The 7,794-nt window shown below is 64.7% G+C and carries 9 protein-coding genes and 1 pseudogene; 5 read left to right on the top strand and 5 right to left on the bottom strand.

The features are described from left to right. Positions 1 to 681, top strand: a 681-nt coding sequence (locus EN939_RS13175; RefSeq protein WP_206528285.1) for a chloride channel protein, incomplete at its 5' end; no start/stop codon positions are given. A 68-nt stretch (positions 682 to 749) separates the two neighbouring features. On the opposite strand, the gene EN939_RS13170 is transcribed toward EN939_RS13175, so the two are convergent. From EN939_RS13170 to EN939_RS13160, 3 genes are all read right to left on the bottom strand, one after another. Continuing rightward, positions 750 to 1,253 (bottom strand): invasion associated locus B family protein, encoded by a 504-nt coding sequence (locus tag EN939_RS13170; RefSeq protein ID WP_127268363.1) that lies wholly within the window; start codon positions 1,251 to 1,253, stop codon positions 750 to 752. A gap of 270 nt (positions 1,254 to 1,523) precedes the next feature. Beyond that, positions 1,524 to 1,886 (bottom strand): YkvA family protein, encoded by a 363-nt coding sequence (locus tag EN939_RS13165; protein ID WP_127268362.1) that lies wholly within the window; start codon positions 1,884 to 1,886, stop codon positions 1,524 to 1,526. 123 nt (positions 1,887 to 2,009) lie between these two features. Beyond that, positions 2,010 to 2,306, bottom strand: coding sequence for a 4a-hydroxytetrahydrobiopterin dehydratase (locus EN939_RS13160; protein ID WP_127268361.1), 297 nt, complete (start codon positions 2,304 to 2,306; stop codon positions 2,010 to 2,012). A gap of 50 nt (positions 2,307 to 2,356) precedes the next feature. On the opposite strand from EN939_RS13160, the gene EN939_RS13155 reads away from it, so the two are divergent. Next, positions 2,357 to 2,875, top strand: coding sequence for a low molecular weight protein-tyrosine-phosphatase (locus EN939_RS13155; RefSeq protein ID WP_127268360.1), 519 nt, complete (start codon positions 2,357 to 2,359; stop codon positions 2,873 to 2,875). On the opposite strand, the gene thpR is transcribed toward EN939_RS13155, so the two are convergent. Together thpR and EN939_RS13145 are read right to left on the bottom strand one after the other, a co-directional pair. Continuing rightward, the gene (thpR, locus tag EN939_RS13150) at positions 2,779 to 3,375 is read right to left on the bottom strand and encodes an RNA 2',3'-cyclic phosphodiesterase (protein ID WP_127268359.1); all 597 of its coding nucleotides are present in this window, start codon (positions 3,373 to 3,375) and stop codon (positions 2,779 to 2,781) included. The two genes, EN939_RS13155 and thpR, sit on opposite strands and share 97 nt — an antisense overlap. A gap of 125 nt (positions 3,376 to 3,500) precedes the next feature. Then, positions 3,501 to 4,145 carry an arylesterase gene (locus EN939_RS13145; protein ID WP_127268358.1) on the bottom strand — a complete coding sequence of 215 codons (645 nt, stop codon included), beginning with the start codon at positions 4,143 to 4,145 and terminating at the stop codon, positions 3,501 to 3,503. An 85-nt stretch (positions 4,146 to 4,230) separates the two neighbouring features. Here EN939_RS13145 and EN939_RS13140 point away from each other — a divergent pair, with 85 nt between their 5' ends. The 3 genes and pseudogenes from EN939_RS13140 to EN939_RS39060 all read left to right on the top strand — a co-directional run. After that, positions 4,231 to 4,926: an ABC transporter ATP-binding protein gene (locus EN939_RS13140; protein WP_127268357.1), complete on the top strand. Its 696-nt coding sequence runs from the start codon at positions 4,231 to 4,233 to the stop codon at positions 4,924 to 4,926. Next, positions 4,926 to 7,475 (top strand): ABC transporter permease, encoded by a 2,550-nt coding sequence (locus EN939_RS13135; protein ID WP_127268356.1) that lies wholly within the window; start codon positions 4,926 to 4,928, stop codon positions 7,473 to 7,475. The genes EN939_RS13140 and EN939_RS13135 overlap by 1 nt, the downstream gene beginning before the upstream one ends. Before the next feature lie 228 nt (positions 7,476 to 7,703). Continuing rightward, a pseudogene (locus tag EN939_RS39060) lies at positions 7,704 to 7,794 on the top strand (BAX inhibitor (BI)-1/YccA family protein); the annotation flags it as partial.

Genomic DNA, 7,794 nt, shown 5'->3' with positions numbered 1-7,794 from the left:
TATTTCGGCGTCGCCAAGGACACGATCTCGTTTGCCGCCGAGTGGCCGCTGGTGATCGCCTGCGGCGTCATCGGCGGCGGGCTCGGCGCGCTGTTTTCGCTGCTGGCGTTGAAGGCGACACGCCGGATCCGGCGCTGGAACACTGGGCAGCCTTTGCAGCGCGCTTTGCTGGTCGCGGCCGTCTGCGGGCTGCTGGTTGCAGTGATCGGCATCGCCTCGGGCGGGCTGACCTTCGGCACCGGTTACGTGCAGGCACGGGGCGCCGTCGAAGGCACGCCGCTGCCATGGTTCTTCTTTGCCGAAAAGTTCCTGGCGGGACTGCTGTCGATGATCTCGGGCATTCCGGGCGGCATCTTCGCGCCCTCGCTGGCGGTCGGCGCCGGCATCGGCAGTTCGCTCGGCCTCCTCTTCGGCGCCAGCACGGGGGCTGCGGCACTGCTCGGCATGGCCGGCTATTTCGCCGGGGTGGTGCAGGCGCCGATGACGGCTTTCGTCATCATCCTGGAGATGACCGGCAATCACGACAATGTCATCGCGCTGATGCTGGCCTCGATGCTGGGCTACGGTACGGCGCGGATGATCTCGCACGAGCCGCTCTACCACGCGCTGTCGCGTGTTTTCATCGCCGAGGCGATCCGGCGGCGGCGGGCGGAGGCCGGGCCGGGATCGGCGCAAGGCTGAAAGCAAAAAGGCCGGGCTTCGCGGCCCGGCCTTTCATTCAAAGCGAAGTGCGTGCCTGCACTCCTTGCCTATTTGCACTTGGCAATCGACGTCAGCGCCGCCGAAATACCTTTCAGCGAGAAGACATAGGAGGTGGGATTGCCGCGGCCGGACTTCGCCGTCACCTTCATGTCGGTGCCGGTCTTCATGGCGGCGATCAGCACCGGCTCCTCGGCGGCATTCTCGACCCAGGCCGATTTTCCGCGGGTGAACATCGAAAACGTCTTCTTGTCGATGGTCACGGTGGCCTTGGAGCCGTCCTGGAAGTTGTAGCCGGCAATGAATTGCGGCTCGTAGGACACTTGCTGGCCGGGCCGCTGGCTGACGAAGAAGAACATGTCGCCATGATCGAGCGTAGGCGGCTGCTTGTCGGTCGGCACGGTCAGGACATAGCAGACCTTGCCGCCCGATGCCTGGTAACTGTAGGTGCCCCAGGCATTGTGCTGGCCGATCTTGGTCGCCGACTGCGCCAGCGCCGGCGCTGCCACGGCCACCAGGACCAGGCTCGAAACTAGTGCAATTAATCCGCGCATCGCTTTTCCCGTATTCCAAATGGTGCGGAGGCAGGCCGGCTTGGCGTCCTGCCCGTCGCTTCATTTTGATTTAATCTGGGTTACCAAACGGTGAATTTCCGAAGAGAAAAGGACCCTCACCCCGAGGAAACCGCCGCCATTGCCGCGCCGCCGCCTTGCGAGCGGCTGGCGCGACATCCCTTTGGCGACTTGGAGGCCACGAAAGCGGCAAGAGTTTGACTTTTTACGCTGCCGCAGAAAGCCGGCTTCAACGGCGTTCCGTGCGTGAGTTCAGCCCTTGTCGGCCATGGCGTCCCTGGCGGCTTGCCGGTGCGCAGTGGTGATGTGGGCGCTGACGGCGGTGATCGCGGCGGTGAGCACGGCGATGTCGTCGGTGAAGCCAAGCCCGAAGACGAAGTCGGGGATGACATCCACCGGCAGCACGAAATAACCGAGCGCCGCGAGCAGAATGCCTTTGGCGCGCAGCGGGGTGTTCTTGTCCATGGCGCAGTAGTAGGCGGCCACGACCTCTTCCATGTAGGGGATCTGCAGCGCGGCCTTCTTGGCTGTGCGCCAGAATTTCTCGCGCACTTCGCTCTCGTTTGCCAGCTTGCCGCCAAAGCCGAAGAAATCAAAACCGGATTGTTGCGCCATCAGTGTCTCCTTGCGAGCGCCCATGCGCATCCGGCGCATGCCCGCGGGGGAAAATGTGGTGAAACCCGACCCCCGCTACAAGATGCTGGTGCCGATTTGGGCCTGCCGAGGCGATACCAGGCCTCAGGCGCCGGCAAAGCGGTTCATTTTCTTGGCCAGATCGATATCGAGCGTGGTGACGCCGCCGGCGTCGTGAGTGTTCAGCGTCACATCGACGGTCTTGTAGACATTCGACCAGTCGGGATGATGGTCCATCGTCTCGGCGGCAAGCGCGACGCGGGTCATGAAGGCGAAAGCCTCGGAGAAATTCGCGAAGGTGAATGTGCGCTTGATGGAAGCGCCGTCTTCCGCCAGCGCCCAGCCGTCAAGACCGGTCAATGCGGCTTCAGCGGCTTGCCTGCCCAGTTTCTCTCTCGCCATGTCCATATCCTGTGCTATTCGAAAACGACCCTTACCATAGCGACGGATCGATGAGCGCGAAGCCCATAAACTCCATTCTCTTCGTCTGCCTCGGCAATATCTGCCGGTCGCCGTTGGCGGAAGGTGTCTTCCGCGCGGTTTGGGCCGAGCGCGGGTCGGCCCGGGATATCCTGCTCGATTCAGCGGGAACCAGTGACTGGGAGGCCGGCTCTGCCCCCGATCGACGCGCGATCGCGATCGCGGTGCGGCACGGCGTCGACATTTCCGGGCAAAGGGCGCGCAAGGTCACGCCGCAGGACCTCCACCGTTTCGACCTGATCCTCGGCATGGACCGGTCGAATGTCGCCGACCTGAAGGCGCTGGCGCCGGCGGCCGTGCAGGACCGCATCCATCTGTTCCTGGAGTTCGCGCAGGGAAAGGCACGCGACGTGCCGGATCCTTATCATGACGAGGCAGAAGCCTTCGCTTCCGCCTATCGCATGATCCGCGAGGCGTCGGAGGCGCTGGCGACAAGGCTGGACGCGCGGGCGTCCGTGCCTGACAGCGGCCAGGCTTCCTCGACGATGTAGGGTCCACCGCCGACCGAATCGCGCGACGACATCAGCACGAAACGGCCGACGCGGAACGGCAGCGTCGAGAAATTGCCGCGCGCCGACAGATATTGGGCGACGTCCAGCGGGGTCGAATTGCGTAAGCGTGCCAGCGTGACATGCGGCATGAACTTGCGGGGATCGGCCGGGATGCCGAGCCGCTGGCAGATGCGGTCGATCTCGCCCTGAAGGGCGGCCAGACCGGGCGAGGCGGAAGCGCCTGCCCACACCGCATGTGGCTTCTTCTGGCCGAAAGCGCCGACGCCGGACAGCGCCAGCGAGAAGGAAGGGCGGTGGACGCGGTCGAGCGCGTTGGCGATCTCGTCGGCGACATGGCCGGGAACATCGCCGATGAAGCGCAGCGTCAGATGGTAGTTTTCGACATCGATCCAGCGGGCTCCCGGCAAGCCGCCCCGCAGCAGGGACAGCGAAAGGGCAGCGTCACGCGGAATTTCGAGGGCGGTGAAAAGACGCGGCATGAAGAGCCTCCCTTCCTCGAATCGAACTGTCATCCCCAGCGAATCATCGATAGTCAAACGGAGCAAGAGGTTTGTTGGCCACAGTCCCTGTTAAAAGCCCCCTGCGCGGAAACAGTTCCAATCCGCTAGGAATCGCCCGGCACTGCAGCGATCACCTTCTCGACCGTCGGCAGGATGCGTTCGACTATCTGGTCGACGCCTTCAACGCTCGGATGCAGGCCGTCCTCGAGTTGCATGCCGGGCTGGCCGGCGACGCCGTCGAGAAAGAACGGGTAGAGTACGACGTCGTATTTCTTCGCCAGGTCCGGAAAAATGGCGTCGAACGCATTCTGGTAGTCGGGGCCAAGATTGGGTGCGGCACGCATGCCGGCCAGAAGCACGGCAATCTTGCGCTGCTTCAGCTTGCTCAGCATCTCGTCGAGGTTCTTCCTGGTGATGTCGGGCGAAACGCCGCGCAGCATGTCGTTGGCGCCGAGTTCGAGGATGACCAGTTGCGTGCCGTCGGGCACCGACCAGTCGAGCCGCGCCAGGCCACCGCTCGTCGTGTCGCCGGAAACGCCGGCATTGGCGACGCTCACATCATGGCCTTTGGCGCGAAGGGCAGCCTGCAGCCTGTCGGTAAAGCCCTGGTCAGGCCCAAGGCCATAGCCCGCCGTCAGGCTGTCGCCGAAGCCGACGATTTTGAACGGCTCGGCACGCGCTGACGGCATGGCGCCGCAAATGGCGAGGAAAACCATGAGGCCTGCGGCAATACTGCGTTTGAAAGACATGCGGCAGGCCCCATATGAGCTAGGAATTCTTCAGTCGACGGCTTCCGGCAAGCAGAGCCTTCCCAGATTATAGGACGATTTCATTTTGACAGAAGCCGTCATCGCGCTGAAAGATGTATCCCTGACCCTTGGCGAGGGCGCTTCATCGGTCCATGTGCTGAAGGGTGTCAGCCTTGATGTGGCGACCCGGGAGGCGACCGGCATCGTCGGGCCTTCGGGCTCCGGCAAGTCGACATTGCTGATGGTCCTGGCAGGCCTGGAAAGGGTCGATTCGGGTACGGTCCGAATCGCTGGTGAGTTGCTCAACGGCAAAAGCGAGGACCAGATTGCTTCGTTTCGAGGCCGAAACATTGGCATCGTGTTCCAGTCCTTCCATCTCATTCCCAACATGACGGCGCTCGAAAATGTCGCGGTGCCGCTGGAGCTGGCCGGCCATGCCGATCCGTTTTCGGTGGCGGCGCGCGAGCTGGAGGCGGTTGGCCTCAGCGACCGCGTCACCCACTATCCCGGCGAATTGTCGGGCGGCGAGCAGCAGCGCGTGGCGATCGCCCGCGCATTGGCGCCGTCGCCGCGCATCCTGATCGCCGACGAGCCGACCGGCAATCTCGACCAGGCGACCGGGCGGCAGGTCGCCGACCTCCTGTTTGCCAAGGCGGCCGAGCGCGGCATGACGCTGGTGCTGGTGACCCATGATCCGGCGCTCGCGGCACGCTGTTCGCGCCAGGTATCGATGCGCTCGGGCCGGATCGAGGCGCCGGCGCCTGTCAAGGTGACGGCCTGATGCCGCTGTCCCGGACGTTGAGGCTCGCGGTCCGCTTCTCGTTGCGCGAGATGCGCGGCGGCCTGTCCGGCTTCCTGATCTTTCTCGCCTGCATCGCGCTCGGCGTCGCGGCCATCGGCGGCGTCAACTCGGTGGCGCGTTCGATCACCGCCGGTGTCGCAAATCAGGGCCAGACGCTGCTGGGCGGCGACCTTCGCTTCGAGATCAATCAGCGTGACGCCAGCCAGGCGGAGCGCAGCTTCCTTGACGGGCTCGGCACAGTTTCCCGGACCGCCAGCATGCGTTCGATGGCGCGTCTGGCCGACGGATCCGACCAGGCGCTGGTCGAGGCCAAGGCGGTCGACCATGCCTATCCTCTCTATGGCACGCTGGAGACCGAGCCGGCACTGTCGAAACAGGAACTGTTCGGCGAAGAGTTCGGCGTCTTCGGTGCGGCGGCACCCGACCTTCTGTTCGAGCGGCTGCACGTCAAGATCGGCGACCGGCTGAAGCTTGGTACCGCCACTTTCGAACTGCGCGCCAGGCTGGTCGCCGAACCGGACGCCGTGTCCGACGGTTTCGGCTTCGCGCCAAGGCTGATGATCTCGACGGACGGGCTGGCGGCCACTGGACTGATCCAGCCGGGCAGCCTGGTCGAGAATGCCTACAAGATCCGCCTACCGGCAGACGCCGACGAGGCGCGACTGAAGGGCGTCCAGGACCAGGCGGCCACGGATTTCCCCGAAGCAGGCTGGTCGATCCGCACACGCAGCAACGCGGCGCCCGCGCTGTCGTCGAACATTGAACGTTTCTCTCAGTTCCTGACCCTGGTCGGGCTGACGGCGCTGGTGGTCGGCGGTGTGGGCGTCGCCAATGCGGTGCGCGCCTATCTCGACGGCAAGCGCGGCGTGATCGCCACCTTCAAGAGCCTGGGCGCTTCGGGCGGCTTCGTCTTTGCCGTCTATCTGGTGCAGATCCTGATCATTGCCGCATTGGGTATCGTGCTGGGCCTTGTGCTCGGCGCGCTGATGCCGTTCGCAGCGAGTGCGGCCTTGCAATCCGTCATTCCGGTGCCGGCCGCAGGCGGCTTCTATCCCGGCGCGCTCGGCATGGCGGCGCTGTTCGGCCTGCTGGTGACGTTGGCTTTCGCGTTGCTGCCGCTCGGCCGCGCCCGCGATGTGCCGGCAACCGCGCTGTTTCGCGAGATGGGGCTGGAAGGCCGCGGCTTGCCGCGCCCCGCCTATGTCGCGGCGGCCATAGGCATCGCGCTGTTGCTGGCGGCGCTGGCCATTCTGTTTTCCGGCGACCAGCGCATCGCCTCGATCTTTGTCGGCGCTACCGTCTTCGCCTTCCTGGTGCTGCGCGTGGTCTGCGCACTGGTGCAATGGGCGGCCAGGAAGAGCCCGCGCGTGCGCTTCGTGGCGCTCAGGCTCGCTATCGGCAACATCCATCGGCCAGGCGCGCTGACGCCATCGGTGGTGCTGTCCTTGGGGCTCGGCCTGACGCTGCTGGTGACGCTGGCGCTGATCGACGGCAATCTCAGGCGGCAGATCTCCGGCAGCCTGCCGGAACGGGCGCCGAACTTCTTCTTCGTCGACATCCAGAGCGCCGATGTCGCGTCGTTCTCGGCGCTGATCGGCAAGGAGGCGCCGCAGGGTGTGCTGGCCAAGGTGCCGATGCTGCGCGGCCGGGTGATGGCGCTGAACGGTATCGATGTCGACAAGGTGAAGGTGCCGGCGGAAGGCGCCTGGGTGCTGAGGGGCGACCGCGGCCTGACCTATGACACCCGGCAGCCGGAGAACGCGACGTTGACCGAGGGCAGTTGGTGGCCCGAAAATTACAGCGGCGAGCCGCTGGTTTCGTTTTCGGCGCAGGAAGGCAAGGAGATCGGGCTGAAGCTCGGCGATACCATCACCGTCAACGTGCTGGGACGCAATGTCACCGCCAGGATCGCCAATTTCCGCCAGGTCGAGTGGGAGACGATGGGCATCAATTTCGTCATGGTGTTCTCGCCCAACACATTCGCGGGCGCCCCGCATGGCTGGATGGCGACGCTGACCGAAAAGAGTACCTCGACGGCCGACGACGCCCGCATCCTCAACGCCGTCACCCGCGCCTTCCCGGCGGTGACGACGGTGCGGGTCAAGGACGCGCTCGATGTCGTCAACCGGCTGGTCGGACAGCTCGGCTCGGCGATCCGAGCCGCGGCCGGCGTGGCGCTGATCGCTTCGGTGCTGGTGCTGGCCGGCGCGCTCGCCGCCGGCAACCGGGCGCGCATCCATGATGCGGTGGTGCTGAAGACGCTGGGGGCGACACGCACGACGCTGATATCGGCCTTCTCGCTCGAATACATGCTGATCGGACTGGCCACCGCCATCTTCGCGCTGGCGGCGGGCAGTGCGGCGGCCTGGTTCGTCGTCGCGCGCATCATGACATTGCCGTCGCATTTCATGCCCGAGGTGGCAGTGGCGACCATTCTGTTTTCGCTGGTGATCACGGTCGGCATTGGTCTTGCCGGCACCTGGCGGGTGCTCGGCCACAAGGCAGCACCGGTGCTGCGCAATTTGTGACGACAGGCCCGGAAATGGGCATCCTGGATTAAATCTTGGTAAGAAAGCCCTCCGAAAAGCCGAAGAATCGGCACTTCGCCCTGTCACGAACCGTTACATCCGGTTACGGACTTGTTCTTGACGCGAATAACCATCATATTTCGCCACAGGCATGCTGGAGCCCTGCCAGCGGCGCCTGGGTCCGGAAGGACCTGACACCCGACGGGGCAGAAGCAATAGAGGACTACAATGGCTGATCCCATTCGCAACTACCAGACGCGCGCCGTGCCCGGCGTCAGCGTCGGTGCCGACATCGATCAGGGCCTGCGCGCCTATATGA

It is taken from the genome of Mesorhizobium sp. M7A.F.Ca.CA.002.05.1.1 (assembly GCF_003998335.1).
Classification (GTDB): domain Bacteria; phylum Pseudomonadota; class Alphaproteobacteria; order Rhizobiales; family Rhizobiaceae; genus Mesorhizobium.
This window is presented reverse-complemented; position numbering and strand designations above follow the sequence as displayed.

Bases quoted from the DNA above. Each gene is read 5' to 3' on its own strand.
- EN939_RS13170 (WP_127268363.1), bottom strand. From the start codon at position 1,253: ATGCGCGGATTAATTGCACTAGTTTCGAGCCTGGTCCTGGTGGCCGTG.
- EN939_RS13165 (WP_127268362.1), bottom strand. From the start codon at position 1,886: ATGGCGCAACAATCCGGTTTTGATTTCTTCGGCTTTGGCGGCAAGCTG.
- EN939_RS13160 (WP_127268361.1), bottom strand. From the start codon at position 2,306: ATGGCGAGAGAGAAACTGGGCAGGCAAGCCGCTGAAGCCGCATTGACC.
- EN939_RS13155 (WP_127268360.1), top strand. From the start codon at position 2,357: ATGAGCGCGAAGCCCATAAACTCCATTCTCTTCGTCTGCCTCGGCAAT.
- thpR (WP_127268359.1), bottom strand. From the start codon at position 3,375: ATGCCGCGTCTTTTCACCGCCCTCGAAATTCCGCGTGACGCTGCCCTT.
- EN939_RS13145 (WP_127268358.1), bottom strand. From the start codon at position 4,145: ATGTCTTTCAAACGCAGTATTGCCGCAGGCCTCATGGTTTTCCTCGCC.
- EN939_RS13135 (WP_127268356.1), top strand. From the start codon at position 4,926: ATGCCGCTGTCCCGGACGTTGAGGCTCGCGGTCCGCTTCTCGTTGCGC.